The sequence below is a fragment of the Streptomyces sp. NPDC050164 genome, from assembly GCF_044459945.1.
Lineage (GTDB): Bacteria > Actinomycetota > Actinomycetes > Streptomycetales > Streptomycetaceae > Streptomyces > Streptomyces coeruleorubidus_A.
In genome coordinates this window covers 18,548-33,779 of record NZ_JBITJK010000059.1, presented here as the reverse complement: position 1 = coordinate 33,779, position 15,232 = coordinate 18,548, and the positions used below count along the sequence as shown (strand labels likewise).

At 71.2% G+C, this 15,232-nt stretch carries 16 protein-coding genes and 2 pseudogenes; 11 read left to right on the top strand and 7 right to left on the bottom strand.

The genetic code is table 11. The features are described from left to right. Window position 1: 1 nt before the first annotated feature. The 3 genes from bla to ACIBNA_RS42265 all read left to right on the top strand — a co-directional run bounded on the left by bla (window position 2) and on the right by ACIBNA_RS42265 (window position 2,592). On the top strand, window positions 2-901 hold the full coding sequence (gene bla / locus ACIBNA_RS42275) for a class A beta-lactamase (protein WP_399170656.1): 900 nt from the start codon (window positions 2-4) through the stop codon (window positions 899-901). A 1-nt stretch (window position 902) separates the two neighbouring features. Next, a complete protein-coding gene (locus tag ACIBNA_RS42270) occupies window positions 903-1,838 on the top strand; it encodes an endonuclease/exonuclease/phosphatase family protein (protein ID WP_399170654.1) in 936 nt (311 codons plus the stop codon). A 70-nt stretch (window positions 1,839-1,908) separates the two neighbouring features. Next, window positions 1,909-2,592, top strand: coding sequence for a class I SAM-dependent methyltransferase (locus ACIBNA_RS42265; RefSeq protein ID WP_399170653.1), 684 nt, complete (start codon window positions 1,909-1,911; stop codon window positions 2,590-2,592). A gap of 8 nt (window positions 2,593-2,600) precedes the next feature. On the opposite strand, the gene ACIBNA_RS42260 is transcribed toward ACIBNA_RS42265, so the two are convergent. After that, window positions 2,601-2,975, bottom strand: a complete 375-nt coding sequence (locus ACIBNA_RS42260) for a hypothetical protein (RefSeq protein WP_010041116.1) — start codon at window positions 2,973-2,975, stop codon at window positions 2,601-2,603. A 4-nt stretch (window positions 2,976-2,979) separates the two neighbouring features. Next, window positions 2,980-3,219 carry a toxin-antitoxin system HicB family antitoxin gene (locus tag ACIBNA_RS42255; protein ID WP_399170652.1) on the bottom strand — a complete coding sequence of 80 codons (240 nt, stop codon included), beginning with the start codon at window positions 3,217-3,219 and terminating at the stop codon, window positions 2,980-2,982. Between the two features lie 135 nt (window positions 3,220-3,354). Between ACIBNA_RS42255 and ACIBNA_RS42250 the strand changes: the two genes are divergently transcribed. From ACIBNA_RS42250 to ACIBNA_RS42235, 4 genes and pseudogenes are all read left to right on the top strand, one after another. Then, window positions 3,355-4,170: an ABC transporter ATP-binding protein gene (locus ACIBNA_RS42250; RefSeq protein WP_399170651.1), complete on the top strand. Its 816-nt coding sequence runs from the start codon at window positions 3,355-3,357 to the stop codon at window positions 4,168-4,170. A gap of 4 nt (window positions 4,171-4,174) precedes the next feature. After that, window positions 4,175-6,742 (top strand): ABC transporter permease, encoded by a 2,568-nt coding sequence (locus ACIBNA_RS42245; protein ID WP_399170650.1) that lies wholly within the window; start codon window positions 4,175-4,177, stop codon window positions 6,740-6,742. Between the two features lie 46 nt (window positions 6,743-6,788). After that, window positions 6,789-7,682, top strand: coding sequence for an LLM class F420-dependent oxidoreductase (locus ACIBNA_RS42240; RefSeq protein WP_399170649.1), 894 nt, complete (start codon window positions 6,789-6,791; stop codon window positions 7,680-7,682). 57 nt (window positions 7,683-7,739) lie between these two features. Next, window positions 7,740-7,949, top strand: a pseudogene (locus tag ACIBNA_RS42235) (GNAT family N-acetyltransferase); the annotation flags it as partial. A gap of 86 nt (window positions 7,950-8,035) precedes the next feature. On the opposite strand, the pseudogene ACIBNA_RS42230 reads toward ACIBNA_RS42235, so the two are convergent. Beyond that, window positions 8,036-8,497: pseudogene (locus ACIBNA_RS42230) on the bottom strand (IS5 family transposase); the annotation flags it as partial. Window positions 8,498-8,539: 42 nt separating this feature from the next. On the opposite strand from ACIBNA_RS42230, the gene ACIBNA_RS42225 reads away from it, so the two are divergent. Together ACIBNA_RS42225 and ACIBNA_RS42220 are read left to right on the top strand one after the other, a co-directional pair. Further along, window positions 8,540-9,406, top strand: a complete 867-nt coding sequence (locus ACIBNA_RS42225) for a hypothetical protein (protein WP_399170647.1) — start codon at window positions 8,540-8,542, stop codon at window positions 9,404-9,406. Window positions 9,407-9,448: 42 nt separating this feature from the next. Continuing rightward, window positions 9,449-9,721 carry a hypothetical protein gene (locus ACIBNA_RS42220; protein WP_399170646.1) on the top strand — a complete coding sequence of 91 codons (273 nt, stop codon included), beginning with the start codon at window positions 9,449-9,451 and terminating at the stop codon, window positions 9,719-9,721. Between the two features lie 72 nt (window positions 9,722-9,793). On the opposite strand, the gene ACIBNA_RS42215 is transcribed toward ACIBNA_RS42220, so the two are convergent. After that, window positions 9,794-11,428 carry an RICIN domain-containing protein gene (locus ACIBNA_RS42215; RefSeq protein WP_399170645.1) on the bottom strand — a complete coding sequence of 545 codons (1,635 nt, stop codon included), beginning with the start codon at window positions 11,426-11,428 and terminating at the stop codon, window positions 9,794-9,796. Between the two features lie 763 nt (window positions 11,429-12,191). Between ACIBNA_RS42215 and ACIBNA_RS42210 the strand changes: the two genes are divergently transcribed. Together ACIBNA_RS42210 and ACIBNA_RS42205 are read left to right on the top strand one after the other, a co-directional pair. After that, window positions 12,192-12,611, top strand: coding sequence for a GNAT family N-acetyltransferase (locus ACIBNA_RS42210; protein ID WP_399170644.1), 420 nt, complete (start codon window positions 12,192-12,194; stop codon window positions 12,609-12,611). Then, window positions 12,562-12,885: a GNAT family N-acetyltransferase gene (locus ACIBNA_RS42205; RefSeq protein ID WP_399170676.1), complete on the top strand. Its 324-nt coding sequence runs from the start codon at window positions 12,562-12,564 to the stop codon at window positions 12,883-12,885. Before ACIBNA_RS42210 ends, ACIBNA_RS42205 begins: the two co-directional genes overlap by 50 nt. A 21-nt stretch (window positions 12,886-12,906) precedes the next feature. On the opposite strand, the gene ACIBNA_RS42200 is transcribed toward ACIBNA_RS42205, so the two are convergent. The 3 genes from ACIBNA_RS42200 to ACIBNA_RS42190 are packed head-to-tail and all read right to left on the bottom strand — an operon-like array spanning window position 12,907 to window position 15,137. Beyond that, on the bottom strand, window positions 12,907-13,467 hold the full coding sequence (locus ACIBNA_RS42200; RefSeq protein WP_399170674.1) for a TetR/AcrR family transcriptional regulator: 561 nt from the start codon (window positions 13,465-13,467) through the stop codon (window positions 12,907-12,909). 42 nt (window positions 13,468-13,509) lie between these two features. Then, the gene (locus ACIBNA_RS42195; protein ID WP_399170643.1) at window positions 13,510-14,916 is read right to left on the bottom strand and encodes an amidase; all 1,407 of its coding nucleotides are present in this window, start codon (window positions 14,914-14,916) and stop codon (window positions 13,510-13,512) included. Beyond that, window positions 14,898-15,137, bottom strand: coding sequence for a hypothetical protein (locus ACIBNA_RS42190; RefSeq protein WP_399170642.1), 240 nt, complete (start codon window positions 15,135-15,137; stop codon window positions 14,898-14,900). Before ACIBNA_RS42190 ends, ACIBNA_RS42195 begins: the two co-directional genes overlap by 19 nt. Window positions 15,138-15,232 lie beyond the last annotated feature (95 nt).

The following is a 15,232-nucleotide window of genomic DNA, read 5'->3' as shown; positions in this document are numbered from 1 at the left end:
CGTGCGCACCACACACCCACGCCCGTCCCGGCGAACGGCCCTCGCACTGGGCGCCGCCGCCGCTCTCTCGCTGGGCGGCGGCACGGCCCACGCCTTACCCGGTACGGGCGGCGCCACCGCACGGCTGAGGGAACTGGAGCGGGAGCACACCGCCCGGCTGGGCGTGTACGCCCGTAATCTGCGCACGGGCCGGACGGTGGCGTACCGGGCCGACGAACGCTTCCCGATGGCCTCTGTGTTCAAGACGCTCGCCGCCGCGGCCGTCCTGCGCGACTTCGACCGCGATGGCGAGTTCCTGGCCCGGCGCATCCGGTACACCCAGGACTACGTGACGAAGTCGGGGTACTCCCCCGTCACCCAGGAGAACCTCGCGACCGGCATGACCGTCGGCGAACTGTGCGACGCCACCATCCGCTTCAGCGACAACGCCGCGGGCAACCTGCTGCTGAAGGAGCTGGGCGGACCGACCGCCATCACGCGCTTCGCCCGCTCGATCGGTGACGGTGTCACCCGACTCGACCGGTGGGAGCCGGAGCTCAACAGCGCGGAACCGTGGCGCGTGACCGACACGACGTCTCCCCGCGCGATCGGCCTGTCCTACGCCCGTCTGGTGCTCGGCGACGTGCTGGAGCCCCGGGACCGGGCACGGCTCAAGGACTGGCTGCTGCGCAACACCACCAGTACCGAGAAGTTCCGCAAGGGACTTCCCGCGGAATGGCTGCTCGCCGACAAGACCGGCCAGCCGGAGTACGGCGGCGCCCACGACGTGGGCATCACCTGGCCGCCCGACGGTTCGCCGATCGTGCTGTCCGTTCTGACGACCCAGCCCGAGCGGGACGCCCCGGCCGACAACGCGCTGGTGGCCAGGACGGCCGCCCTGCTGGCGGCGGAACTCGCCTAGCGTGGTCGTCGACGGCAGGCCGTCGTGGAACGCCTGGCTGGTCGGCGGCGCCATTGGTGTCGCAGGCCTGCTGGCCCTGCACTCCGCCGTGCCCAACGGGGCCGGGCGACTCGGGAGCCTGCTGGAGACGTTCCTGCCGTGGCTGGGCGTGGCGGTGCCTCTCCTCGGCTGCATCGCCGTGCTCAAGCGGTCACGGGCAGGGCTGCTCGCCTGCCTGGCGCCCGTGGCCGTCTGGCTCTGGATGTTCGGCGGGATGTGGTTCGTCTCGCCCTCGCAGCCGTACGACGTGACCGTCGTCCAGCACAACGTGGCCGACGACAACGCCGATCCCGTCGGCACGGCACGCGCCCTGCGCGCCACGCGGGCAGGGCTGGTGGCCGTGGAGGAACTGACGCCCGCGGCGCGGCCCGCCTATCAGGACGTGCTGGGCGCCTCCCACCCGCACCGGGCGGTCCACGGCACGGTCGGGCTCTGGTCGGCCTGGCCCCTGTCGGACGTAGGGCCGGTGGACATCCGGCCCGAGGGTTTCCCGGAGAGCTGGCGGCGCGGTCTGCGGGCCACGGTGTCCGCGCCCGGCGGGGAGGTCGCGGTGTACGTGGTCCATCTGCCGTCCGTCCGGCTGGGCCCGACGGGCCTCGCCTCGGCGGCCCGTGACGAGAGTGCAGCGCTGCTCGGGGCACGGATCGCCGCCGACCCGGCCGACCGGCTCCTGGTCGTGGGCGACCTCAACGGGACGGTGCAGGACCGGGGGCTCGGCCCGCTCACCTCCCGGCTGGACGCCCCGCCCTCGGGGTTCGCGTTCAGCTGGCCGGCTGCCCTGCCGGTGGCGCGGATCGACCAGGTGCTGGGGCGGGGCGTCGAGGTGACGGAGGTGTCGGCACTGGACGCGACGGGGAGTGACCATCGGCCGGTGCTGGGCCGCGTACTCCTGCGGTAGCCGGCAGGGATGCGCCGGGCTCGTCCGGGGGACAATCGCGGTAAGGCCCGCCTCGTCAGGGAGGTCTCCCATGCCGCTCCGGTCCGGCCGCTCCGGCAAGGTGCCACGGGATGCCGTGCACCATCCGCTGTTCGCCCGTTACTACGCCCGGGTCAGTGTCACCGCCGAGAGGCGCATGGGCATGGGCAGGGTACGCGAGAGGCTGCTCGGCGGGCTGTCCGGGCGGGTGATCGAGATCGGCGCGGGCAACGGGCTGAACTTCGCGCACTACCCGGGCACCGTCTCGGAGGTCGTGGCCATCGAGCCGGAGCGGCGGCTGCGGCAGCTGGCCGTGGAGGCGGCCCTGCGCGCGGAGGTGCCGGTGGACGTGGTGCCGGGTGCGGCCGAGGCGCTGCCGGTCAAGAGCGAGGGCTTCGACGCGGCCGTGGTGTCGCTGGTGCTGTGCAGTGTGCGGGACGTGCCCCGGGCGCTCGGGGAGCTCCGGCGCGTGTTGCGGCCGGGCGGTGAGGTGCGGTTCTTCGAGCACGGCCGGGGCGGCGGCCGGGTGATGACCTTCGGCCAGCGCGCGCTGGACCGGACGGTGTGGCCGGTGCTGAACGGGGGCTGCCATCTGGCTCGGGAGCCGGTGCGGGCGCTGCGGGACGCCGGTTTCGAGCTCGGCCCCTACCGGCAGCTGCTGATGCCGGAGCAGGGGCCGACGCTGCCCACCTCGTACTGCGTGCTGGGCACGGCATGGCGCCCGCCCGAGGCGTAGTCACCGGGTCACAGGCTCCACTGGCGCAGCTCCTGCTCGATGTCCCGCACGGACGCCTCGCCGCTCTTGACCAGCCGGGCGAGGTCGCGGACCTGCTCGGGTGAGGTGACGACCTTGGCGCCGCTGGCGACGAGGTACGCGTAGGCGACGGCGGAGGCGAACAGGGCGTTGGAGCGTTCCAGCGCGGGGACGTGGATCAGGAGCTGGAGCAGCGCGGCGGCGCGGGCGTGCGGGCTGTCGTAGACGGGGACGTCGAATATGGCGGCCTGGTGGCGTGCGACGGCGGCGACGAGGGCTCCCCAGTCGGTGACCTGGGGGTCTCCCGGGGTCTTCTGCTCGGCGAGCATCAGCAGCCAGGCGAGGTCGATCTCGAGGTTGTTCAAGGGTTCAGTGGCGACCTTCGCGCGTGCCCTCACGGTCCGGGCCGAACTCCTCGGCGAAGACGGACTCGTACTGCTTCATGAAGTCGGCGGCGGCCTCCACGAACGTGTGGCCCACCTCGCCGGTGTCCCGTCTGACCAGCTCCTCGATGTAGCGGTTGACGCTCATGCCGCGGGCCAGGGCGCGTTCGCGGGCGGCTCGGGCGGTGCCTTCGTCGACTCGCACGTTCAGCTGGGTCTTCGCCATACCTCGAAGCTAGCGCGGAGGCGCTAGCACCGGCAAGGGTGGGACTCCGACCCGAGGAGGATACCGAGTGTGGGCCGCGTCACATTACCCTCGGGCAAGGCGACGGAATCCGGCGCCCATCACGAGGAGGCGGCCTTGTCCACACCTGCTGCGGAGCACGTCCCCGGCCTCGCGTCGGCCGACGGGATCGCGGCCCGGGCCCGCGGTCTGACCAAGGCGTACGGCTCGGGCGAGACGACCGTGCTCGCGCTCGACTCGGTGGACGTGGACATCGTCCGCGGCCGGTTCACCGCGGTGATGGGGCCGTCGGGCTCCGGGAAGTCCACGCTGATGCACTGCCTGGCGGGGCTCGACACCGTCTCGGCGGGGCAGGTGTGGCTCGGCGACACGGAGATCACGGGTCTGAGGGAGCGCGAGCTGACGCGGCTGCGCCGCGACCGGATCGGGTTCATGTTCCAGTCGTTCAACCTCATCCCGACCCTGAACGCGCTGGAGAACATCACCCTGCCCATGGACATCGCGGGCAAGAAGCCCGACGAGAAGTGGCTGGACCAGGTGATCGGCACGCTGGGTCTGCGGGACCGGCTCGGGCACCGGCCCTCCCAGCTCTCCGGCGGCCAGCAGCAGCGGGTGGCCTGTGCGCGGGCGCTGGCCTCCCGCCCCGAGCTGATCTTCGCGGACGAGCCGACCGGCAACCTCGACTCGCGCGCCGGGCTGGAGGTGCTCGGTTTCCTGCGCGAGGCGGTGGACCGGCTCGGGCAGACCGTCGTCATGGTCACCCACGACCCGGGCGCCGCCGCCCACTCCGACCTGGTGCTCTTCCTCGGGGACGGCCGGATCGTCGACGAGATGCGGCGGCCGACTGCTCAGGCCGTGCTGGAGCGCATGAAGCGTTTCGACGTGATCCGGACCCGTTTCGAGGATCTCCCGGCGTCGTCCGAGGAGAACTGATCCCGTGCTCAAGGCGACCCTGAGGAGCTTCCTGGCGCACAAGGGGCGGCTGCTGCTCTCGGCGCTCGCCGTCCTGCTGTCCGTCGCGTTCGTCACGGGCAGCCTGATCTTCTCGGACACCGTCAGCCGTACCTTCGACCGGCTGTTCGCCTCCACCGCTGCCGATGTCACCGTCAGTCCGAAGGAGGACCTCGACGAGGCGGTGCCCTCCGGCCGGACGGCCACCCTGCCGGCCGCGCTCGTCGAACGCGTGCGGCGGGTCGACGGCGTCGCGGCGGCACGCGCCGAGGTGGACGTGGACGGCCTCACCGTCGTCGACGAGGAGAACGAGCCGGTCGGCCCGACCACCGGGGCTCCCACGCTGGGCACCGCCTGGAACCCGACCGAGCGCAGCCCCGTGGAACTGACCTCCGGTCACGCCCCGCGGGGCGACGGGCAGGCGCTGCTCGACTCGGAGACCGCCGACCGCAAGGACGTGCGCATCGGCGACACCCTCACCGTGATCGCGCCGCCCGGGTCGTTCGAGGTCCGGGTCGTCGGCATCGCCACGTTCACCACCACCAACCCCGGCGCCGCACTGGTCTTCCTCGACACCCCCACGGCGCAGACGAAACTGCTGGGCGACCCGCGGGCCGCCACCAGCATCTCGGTCGACTCCGCCGACGGTGTCAGCGACGAGCGGGTCAAGCAACGTGTGGCCGCCGCGCTCGGCGCGCACACCTACGACTTCAGGACCGCCGACGAGCAGGCGAAGTCGGACGTCGAGCAACTGGGCGGTTTCCTCGACGTCATCAAGTACGTGATGGTCGGCTTCGCCGGGGTCGCCGTGCTGGTGGGGGTGTTCCTGATCGTCAACACCTTCTCCATGCTCATCGCCCAGCGCACCCGCGAGCTGGGGCTGCTGCGCGCGCTCGGCGCCGACCGGCGCCAGGTCCGCCGCTCGGTGCTCACCGAGGCCCTCCTGCTCGGTCTGGTCGGCTCCACGCTGGGGCTCGCCGCGGGCATCGGGCTCGCGGCCGGGCTCATCGAACTGATGGGCCTGCTCGGCATGAACATCGAAGCCGACGAGATGGTCATCGGCTGGGTGACGCCCGTGACGGCGTACGTCGTCGGTCTCGGCGTCACCTTCGTCGCCGCGTACCTGCCGGCGCGGCGGGCCGCGGGGGTCTCGCCGATGGCCGCCCTCTCGGACGCCGAGGTCGCCGGGGTGGGCCGGCCGCTGCGGGTGCGCGCGGTGGCGGGCGCGGTCGTCGGGGCGGCCGGTGCGGCGGCGCTCGTGGGGTGCGCGGTGTCGGAGCAGACGTCGTCGGCGGCGTCCCTGCTGGGGCTCGGTGTCGTGCTCACCCTGATCGCGACCGTGATCGCCGGGCCGCTGCTGGTGCGCCCCGTGATCCGCGTGCTCGGCGCGGCCTTCCCCGCGCTGTTCGGGTCCATCGGACGGATGAGCCAGCGCAACGCCCTGCGCAATCCCCGCCGTACCGGAGCCACCGCGGCCGCCCTCATGGTGGGCCTCGCCCTGGTCGGCGGGATGTCGGTGGCGAGCGAGTCGATGACCGCTTCGTTCGACCGGCAGATCGACAAGACGCTGGGCGCCGACTTCGTGATCCAGAACACCAACTTCCTGCCGTTCCCGAAGGAGGTCACCGACGAGGTGCGCGGCACCGAGGGCGTGGGCCTGCTCGTGCGGGGGCGGTTCACGCCGGTCGCGGTGCGGCTCCCGGACGGCGACCGCGTGGAGACGACCGCCGCGGGCTACGATCCGCGGCTCGACGAGGTCGCCAACATCACGTACGTACAAGGGGACTCGGCGGCCGCGCTCGCCGGCGGGCGCCTCGCCATGGACCGGGACTTCGCGCGTGACCACGACGTACGGGTGGGCAGCGCGCTCCCGGTGGAGTTCCCGGGCGGGCGCAGGGCCGAGCTGACGGTCGGCGCCCTCACCGACCAGGACGCCGCCGAGGGGTTCGGTACACAGGGCGGGCTCTACTTCGGCCTCGCCACCCTGGAGCGGTACGCGCCGGGCGGGCAGGAGTCCGCGCTGTACGTCAACGCCGCTTCCGGCACGAGCGACGACGACCTGCGCGCGAACCTGGAGCGGACCCTGGCCCCCTACCCGCAGGTGCAGGTGCGGGATCTGGCCGACTACAAGCAACTGGTGCACGACCAGATCGCCGTCCTGCTGTACCTCGTGTACGCGCTGCTGGGGCTGGCGATCACCATCGCGGTGCTCGGCGTGGTCAACACCCTCGCGCTGTCGGTCGTCGAGCGCACGAGGGAGATCGGGCTGCTGCGGGCGATCGGGCTGGCGCGGCGGCAGCTGCGGCGGATGATCCGGCTGGAGTCGGTGGTGATCGCGGTGTTCGGGGCCGTCCTGGGGCTCGCGCTGGGGCTGGTGTGGGGCGTGTGCACGCACGAGGTGCTGGCCCTCCAGGGCATGACGGCCCTCGCGATCCCGTGGTTCACGATCGTCGCGGTGGTGATCGGCTCGGCGGTGGTGGGAGTCGTGGCGGCGCTGCTCCCGGCGTTGCGTGCGTCCCGCATGAACGTACTGGCGGCCATCGCGCACGAGTGATGGAATCGCAGCGGGTACTCAAGTCGCTTCCACGTGAGGAGAGTTCATGTCGCGTCCGTTCCGCTTCGGGGTCAACCTGCTCGAATACGCGTCCGCCGAGGAGTGGCGCGCCAAGTGCCGCCGGGCCGAGGAGCTCGGATACGACGTGATCCTCGTCCCCGACCATCTGGGCATGCCGGCACCCTTCCCGGCGCTCGTGGCGGCGGCCGAAGCGACCGAGCGGTCGAGGCTCGGCACCTTCACGCTCAACGCGGGCTTCTGGAACCCGACGCTGCTGGCCCGCGAGGTGGCCACGACGGACGCGCTGACGGGCGGCCGTCTGGAGCTCGGGCTCGGCACCGGCTACGTACGGGCGGAGCACCAGAAGGCCGGGCTGCCGTTCGGCTCGCCGGGCGAACGGGTGGACCATCTGCGGCGCACGGTCGAGGAGCTGGAGCGGCTGCTGGGCTCGGACGAGCACCAGCCGCAGGCGGCGCAGCGGCCCCGGATGCCGCTGCTGATCGGCGGAAACGGCGACCGAGTACTGCGCCTGAGCGCCGAGCACGCAGACATCGCGGCGTTCACCGGGGCGCGTACGGTGCCGGGCAGCGCCACCGGGCAGTTGACGCCGATCACCGCGGAGGAGCTCGACGAACGCGTGGCGCGGTACCTGAAGTTCGCGGAGGACCACCGCGAGGAGCCGCCCGAGCTGAACCTGCTCCTCCAGATGGTGATCGGCACCGAGGACCGCGAGGCCGCGGTTCAGCCGTTCCTCGAATATTTCCCGGACATGACGGTGGATCAGGTCCTGGAGCTCCCCATCTGCCTGGTCGGCACCCCGGACGAGCTCACGGAGCAGGTCCTGGCCCGGCGCGAGCGCTACGGCTTCACGTATCTGACCGTCCTGGAGCCCTACATGGAGGCGTTCGCGCCGGTCATGGAGCGGGTGCGCGGGGTCTGAGGGCCGGATTCTGAAATGGTGCGCCCGGGGGGCGGCCGTGCCTGATGTGATCACGGCATGACAGAGCTACGCATCCGGGCCGCGACGCCCGAGGATCTCGACACCGTGCTGGCCTTCTGGAAGGTGGCCGCCGAGGGCACGAGCATCAGTGACGACCGCAGTGGCGTGGAGCGGCTGGTCGCACGCGACCCCGAGGCCTTGATCCTGGCCGAGCGGGACGGCGAGCTGGCCGGGACGGTGATCGCGGGGTTCGACGGCTGGCGCTGCCAGCGGCGAGGGAGTGAGGAAGAGCGCGTCCGAGGCCGGAGCCGACGGCACCGTCGGCAGGCCGGAGAGCCGGCTTAGGGGTCCTTTCAGAATGCTGGGTTCTTGCGGGCGAGGGTCATGCAGTGGGCGAGCTGGAGGAAGGCGTCGTGCATGTCGTCTCGGGTTTCCCAGCGGGTTCGTAAGCGGCGGGGGCCGTTGAGCCAGGCGATGGCGGACTCGGCAACCCACCGCACCCGGCCCAGGCCCGAGCCATGTGGCTGTCCGCGCCGGGCGATCTTCGGGACGATGCCGCGCTCGCGCAGACGACGGCGGTAGATGTCGTGGTCGTAGCCGCGGTCGGCATACAACGCCCGGGGTTTGCCCCGAGGCCGGCCCCGCTTGCCCCGCACCGGCGGCACGCCGTGGACCAGCGGCAGGAGCTGCGTGACGTCGTTGCGGTGCCCGCCCGTCAACGACACCCGCAGAGGGATACCGTGCGCCTCGGTCAGCACGTGGTGCTTCGAGCCCGGCCGTGCGCGGTCAACCGGACTCGGACCGACGACCGCCCCAAACACCTCAGAGCGCAGGATCTGTACCAGGCCGACTCGGCCGTGGAACTGCCGGACGCCCCCAGGGAAGGCCCCGCGCTCACTCCCTGCGCGGGAGGCAACCTGGTGGGCAGGCCCGGGAAGTGGCGGCTACTCCCTCCGGGCTTCGGCGAGGCGGCCACCTCCCTGTTTGTCCTGCATCCGTTGCGCGGCAGTGGCAGAGCACTATGCGAATGGCTTAACTCGCTTAAGGACAACGGACAGTTCCCCAATGCGCGCGACCTGCTCGACCTCCCTGTTCCCGTGGCGCTGGTTGCCGATGAGGAGGTCGACGATCTCCTGACGGAGATACAGGAGGGGCGGCGAACCCTCCGGAGCGCGACATCGGGCATCCTGCCCAACGTCTTTGCGGACAGCGAGACGGACATCCAGCGGCTCCGCGAGCAGGTTCGCTCCGCGGCCTACGAAGCCCGGTTGGTTGGAGAGCTCGTGCGTCCTCTCGGCGACCCCGTCTGGCGGGCGGAATGGAGCTACCCCTATCACGTAGCCGCGCTCGCCCACCGGTACCGGATCAGTACCCACCCTGCCGAGCGGAAGGATGGCCTCCTCAAGCTCGGTGAGGGTATCGCCCGCACTCTGGGTCTCCTGGCGCTGAGTGAGATCGTCGCAAGAGAAGGTTTCACGAGGAATGTGCGGAACAAGTTTCGTACAGGGGCGACCTTCGGGACCTGGCTGACGCTCATCGACAGGCTCCCGAATGTGGTCGATGCTCCTCGCCTGAGGGAACTCTCCACACTTCACGGTCGTGACAACGCACGCCCGTTGCTGGGCGACATCAAGGACTTCAGGAATGACTCCCACCACGCTCATGGTGTCCGCGCCACCCACGAGCTCGATGAGGACGTGGACAAGCTAGAGCCGGGCAGTTGACCTTGCGCAGCCTGGAGGAACACACCCTGGAGATCCCGGACAGTGAGCCCGAATGAGATCGCGTCGTTGATCAAGCCACTACAAGGGATCACGGCGGGCTCGTGGCGTGCGCGAACCCGGGACCAGGCCCACCCCTCTCGATTCCTCGGCGTCCCGCCGCTGACGACGGTGCACCCGGACTTCGCCGAGGTGGGGCGCCAGTGCATCACCGTGATGCTGGACCCCATCCACGTGCGTCCGCGGTCCGGGATGCGTGTGGTCGTCCTGGGCGACCTGATCGTCCGCTGCAGCAGCTGCCCGCCTGCGCGCGCGTGAGCGGCTCGTTCCGTTCGCTGGCCCGTACGCGGGGCACGGAACGGAACGAGCCGCCCAGGAGGTGGGCACCGTTCAGGAGGTGAGCAGCGAGAGGTTCACGGCGTTGGCGATGGCCTGCATGCCCGCGCTGTTGGGGTGCAGATGGTCCCCGCTGTCGTAGGCGGGGAGCAGCCGCGCCGGGTTGGCCGGGTCCCTGAGCGCCGCGTCGAAGTCGATCACCGCGTCAAAGGCTCCGCTGGTCCGTATCCACTTGTTGACCTGGGCGCGGATGGCGGCCTTGGCGGCGCTCTGCGAGGAGTGCGGCAGGATCGTGCCGCCGATGATCCGGACACCGGCCTGGTGCGCCTGGTCGATCATGGTCCGGTAGCCGGCGATGATCTGCTCGGCGGTGACGCTGCTGTGGTTGATGTCGTTGATGCCCTCCAGCACGATGGCGTTCTTCACGCCCGGCTGGGTCAGGACGTCATGGGAGAACCGGGTCATGGCCGCGATGCCCTGCTGCACGGTCGGGCTGTCGGTGACCACGCGGTTGCCGCCGATGCCCGCGTTGACCACGCCGAGGCGCTGGCCGCCGGACTCGGTCTGCAGCCGCCGGGCGAGGTAGTCGGGCCAGCGCCGGTTGGCGTTGGCGGTGGCGTTGGAGCCGTCGGTGATGGAGTCGCCGATGGCAACTACGGTTCCGTTGGCCGTGGGTGACACCACGTCGAGCCCCGCCACGTAGAACCAGCGAGCCGTGGTGGTGGTGAAGTTCGTCGCGGCCTCCTCGGCCGCGTGGTTGCCGGTGCCCGCATTGGACAGGTACGAGGTCTGGTGGGCGTCGTGGTGGTAGGTGGAGGCGCCGGTGGTGCCCGGGAGATAGATGCTCACAAGCAGGTTCTGCTCCGCGACGACCGGCATTGGGATGACGTCGCTGGTCAGTTCCCGCCCAGCGGGGATGGTGGGCGTGGCCGACCGGCCGAAGGTGACGGTGCGTGTGGTGCCCGCGACCGCCGTGGCGCCGCTGGACTGGACGGCCACCCTGACGGCACCCACCGACAGCGGGGTCGTGCTGCGCAGGTTGGACAGCCGGATGCGCAGTCCCGCGCCGGAGGTGTTGTTGTGGACGACCATCCGGATGGTCTGCCTGGTAAAGGTCTGGCCGCCGCTGACCATGCTCGGTCCCCAGGTCGCCGAGCGCAGGCGCTCGGTCAGGCTCCACTGCTGGTTGGTCGTGTTCCGGCAGGTGTACTGGACGAGCGCGCGGTCCTCCGCGGTGGAGCTGCCGGAGACGTCCAGGCACAGGCCGCTGCGGGCAGAGACAATCGCCGAGCCGCTGAAGGTCCAGCGCTGGTTGCTGCCGCCGTTGCAGGTCCATTGGCTGAGAGCGGTTCCCGCTTCCATGGAGCCGCTCGGCACGTCCAGACACTTGCCGCTGTTGATGTTCACCAGCGAGAAGGTGTTGTCGCCGTGGTCGACGGCTTCCCACAGCTGGCCGGGCCCGCCCGAGGCGGTCCTCTGCACGGCCGCCGCGCCGTTGGCCAGGGAGTCCGACAGCACGGCGGCGTTCTTACCGCTGTGCGCCGCCGTCAGCGCGTAGACGTGGCCACCCTGCGGCGCGCCGGCCGCCGAGGCGTCACTCGCCGGGACGAGGGCGAGTCCAGCAGCGGCTAAACAGGTGGCGGATGCCGTGGCCGTGAGCCTGGCGATGAGTCTTCGGGAGGTGTTCATGTGCGGGCCCTTTCTGCCTTCTCGGGAGCGTGCGGGTCTGCTTCGTGGGCGTGCGGGTCTGCTTCGTGGGGACGTGCGGGTCGAGGGGGCCGGTCGGCTCAGGAGGTGCCGAGGTCGACGGCGTCGGCCATCGTCTTCATTCCGGAGTGGTGTCGGTATCGATGCCATGGACTGGCACGTACGGCTGCGGCCGCCGGTTCACCGGCATCGAAAAACCGGCGGCCGTGACGGAGCTTGGTGAGACCGGAAACACTCCCGTGCTGCCGTCGTCTGCCCCCGTGCAAGAGCGGCCGCGAGGGGGCACACGGCCGGGACCGCTGCACGCCGGCGGCACGTTTTCCTTCCGGCGCAGCCGTCAACCCCCAACTCCTGCGTGACCGGATGCCCACCGCGTGACCGGCCAAGTGACCACGCCCGTTCCGGCGTCGCGCCACACCGGTTCTCTCGACGAAGGAGCACCTTGTGTCCGCACCCCTGACGCGACGTTCGCTCCTGGTTCTTCAACGACCAGGGCCGCAGCTACTGCCGGTTCGGTCGTAAGCGCAACGGCAAAGTCTTGGACAACGGCAACACCAACGCCGAAGGCGCTCCTGTGCCCGTCGAGGTTCACGGGCTACACCACGGCGGGACAGGACCAACGTCACGTGCCCCTGTGACCCATGAGCTCAACGGCGTTGGCAAACCCGGGGCAAACCCGCCCCTCTCGACTCCTCGGCACAAATATCCTTCGCCAGACAGGCCGGCGCTCTGCTTGGCTCGTCCCATGAGTGATCTCCACATACGCCACGCCACTCTCCCGGACATCGACACCGTTTTGCAGTTCTGGCGCGAAGCCGCGGAAGGAACGAGCATCAGCGACGACCACGACGGAGTGGCCCGACTCATCGCAACGGACCCCGAAGCCCTGCTCCTCGCAGAGCGCGACGGCGTCCTCACCGGAACCGTCATAGCCGGCTTCGACGGATGGCGATGCTCCGCCTACCGGCTGGCCGTACACCCGGACCACCGTCGGCAAGGCATCGCCACCGCCCTGCTGGAAGCAGCAGAACAACGATTCGCCGCCCTGGGCGGGCGACGCGTCGACGCCATGGTCCTCGAAGTCAACGAACAGGCCCACCACACCTGGGCCGCGGCTGGATACCACCGCGAGGACCACTGGCGGCGCTGGGTCAAGCCGCTGTAGGCACGGGCAGCACTCAGGCGATGTTTGTGAGCTGCCAAGATGCGACGGCCGGCGCTGCCACCTCTACCGGCTGGCCGTGCATCCGGACCACCGCCGCCAGGGCATCGCCTCCGCGCTGCTCGCCGCGGCCGAGGAGCGGTTCGTACGGCTCGGCGGGCGGCGCGCGGACGCGATGGTGCTCACGCGCAACGAGACCGCGCACCGCGCGTGGGGGGCCGCCGGGTACGCGCCCGAGGAGAAGTGGCGGCGTTGGGTGAAGCCGCTTACGGACTAGGGCCGGTCGGAGTGAAGCCCCTCACCGGCCAGGCGTGCTCTTCGGGCTGAGGACTCCTGCCACGAGCCGGTGGGCGTAGGCGGTGTCGAGTCCGTCCGGGCGGAACAGGATGCGGTACATCATGGGCGCGACGACCTGGTCGACGACCGTCTCGACGCCGGGTGCCGGCTCCCCCCGCTCGGACGCGCGACGGAGGATGACGTCGATCTGCTGGGCGGCGTAGGCGGAGCACTGGCCGGCGTTGGCGCCGTCCGGGTCGCCGAGCAGGGCGTCGCGGATGTAGGCGCGGCCGGTGGGCGAGGACATCTCGTCGAGGAACTGCTCGGCCCAGGCCGTCAGGTCGGATGCCAGGGTGCCGAGGTCCCCGGGTTCGGTGTCGGGCCGCAGCCGCTCGACCGCCACGTCCGACAGCAGTTCCTGCATGTCTCCCCAGCGGCGGTAGATCGTCGACGGCGTCACGCCCGCGCGCTGGGCGACCATCGGCACGGTCAAGGCGTCCCGGCCGACCTCCGAGGCGAGTTCGCGCACGGCGGTGTGCACCGCCGCCTGGACCCGGGCGCTGCGCCCGCCGGGGCGCACCATCTGCCTGCTCACGGAACCCACCTTAAAGCGAACTCGTTGCGTCTAGCACGGCAGGCACCGGGCCGCGGACGCGAGACCGCGGGCGGGACGGGTTTGTTCGCAGGCGTGCCCGACCCGCAGCAACACGCTCTCCCCGAGGGGCGGCCCGATGAGCTGCATGCCGATCGGCAGCCCCGCCGTGTCGTGGCCGACCGGTACGGACAGTGAGGGCACGCCGGTGATGTTGGCCGGGGCCGAGAGCCGCACATAGGCGTCGGAGACGCCCTCGACGGTGCCGTCGGCCCAGGTGACCTGCCCCTGACCGGCCACGACGGCGGTCGTCGGCACGGTGGGGGCGGCGATCAGGTCGACCTCCCGCAGCATGCGCGCCCATTCCCGCCGCATGAGGGTGCGGGAGCGCTGGGCGCGCAGGTAGTCCCCGGCCGGCATGAGTTCACCTGCTTCCAGGAGGATCCGGACGTCGTCCTGGTAGAGCTCGGGGACCGTGCGCAGGGTGCTCTCGTGATAGGCGGTGGCCTCGGGCACCATCAGGCCCCACTGGGTGGCCTGGATGTAGCGGGTCATGGGGATCTCGACCTCGACGAGGCGGGCACCGAGAAACTGGAGCCGGCCGATCGCGCTTCGGACGGCGGCTTCCACCTCCGCGTCGACGTGGTCGAAGTAGTAGGTGCGCGGCACGCCGATCCGCAGTCCGGTCAGATCCGTGTCCGGGCCCGGCCGGTAGTGGGCCGGTGCTGTGACCAGGGAGGCGGGGTCGCGCGGGTCGTGGCCTGCCAGGGCCTCGAGGACCAGGGCCGCGTCCTCGGTGGTGCGGGTGATCGGGCCGACGTGGTCCAGCGACCAGGACAGGGACGTGACGCCGTGGCGCGGGACGAGGCCGTAGGTCGGTTTGAGGCCGACGACCCCGTTCAGCGCGGCGGGCACCCGGATGGATCCGCCGGTGTCGGTGCCCAGGGCGAAGGTGGCGGCGCCGGCGGCGACGGCGACGGCCGATCCGCCGCTGGAGCCGCCGGCGACCCGGCCGGGGTCCCAGGCGTTGCGGGTCTGCGGGGTGGTCAGCCCGTAGGCGAACTCGTGCGTGTGGGTCTTGCCGACCAGTACCGCTCCGGCCGCCGACAGGCGTGCGGCGACGGTGCTGTCGGTCTGCGCGCGGTGGTCGGACCGGACCCGGGAACTGGCCGACGTGGTCGTGCCGGCGACATCGATCAGGTCCTTCAGGCCCATCGGGATGCCGTGCAGCGGACCGCGGTGGCGGCCGGCGGCGATGTCGTTCTCGGCTCGGCGCGCGGCCCGGCGCGCCTGCTCGGCGTCGACGGTGACGTAGGCCCGAAGGTCCGGCTCCACCTGCTCGATGCGCTCCAGTACGGAGTCGGCCAGCTCGACGGGGGACAGCTGACGTGCCCGGATCGCGTCGGCGGCGGCCGCGAGCGTCAGTTCATACGGCTGCATCGTGCGTCTCCTTCGCCATCGTGCGCATCCTTCACCGCTGCCGCGCGGTAGGCAGGGGCGGGCGGGGTGTCCCCGAAGTCCAGCTCCCTCAGGACCGCCACGACGGAGTGGATGTGGTCGGCGGTGGCCGCGACCGCCGCGTGACGGTCGGCGGGCAGTACGAGCCCGGCGCGGCGGGCCCAGCGGGCCGCTTCGGGCGGCGTGAGTTCGGGCTGGGACATGAACTCCCCTGTAAAGGCTAATCGTTTGCCTTAGAGGACTCTAGGACCTACGGTCGCCTTAACGCAAACAGATTGCTTTAAGCGCGTTCCGAGGA